General features: G+C 38.6%; 1 protein-coding gene. It reads right to left on the bottom strand.

Going from position 1 to position 324, the window contains the following annotated elements; all coding sequences use genetic code 11:
- Positions 1-50: 50 nt before the first annotated feature.
- Positions 51-167 (bottom strand): hypothetical protein, encoded by a 117-nt coding sequence (locus E5329_RS32785; protein ID WP_408634721.1) that lies wholly within the window; start codon positions 165-167, stop codon positions 51-53.
- Between the last annotated feature and the right edge of the window lie 157 nt (positions 168-324).

Genomic DNA, 324 nt, shown 5'->3' with positions numbered 1-324 from the left:
AAAATATATGAACTTTTCAAGGTACTATAGCGGGGCTTTTGACCCCAACATCATACCCATGCAACTATTATGATAATTTGATTTGCGGTATCGTGAATCTCCTGCGGACTTTTGCTTAGGATGCCCTCACGGAAATCGGCAAGCTCACACTGTACTTTTTCAGCCAGTTTTTGATTAAGAGACTGTCTGTACTTTTGGTAATCTAATCACACACTTCTTTGAAAATAAAATATGCCGAGGGATTTTCATTGTGAAAACCTCTCAGCTATATAGTGTACTCTCGGAAACTCGAATCCCTTGTTTTATAAGGCTTCAGAAATTTCC

Source organism: Petralouisia muris, assembly GCF_004793545.1.
In the GTDB taxonomy this organism is placed as follows: domain Bacteria; phylum Bacillota; class Clostridia; order Lachnospirales; family Lachnospiraceae; genus Petralouisia; species Petralouisia muris.
Note: the sequence above shows the minus strand (reverse complement) of the source record. Positions and strands in the feature narration are given on the sequence as shown.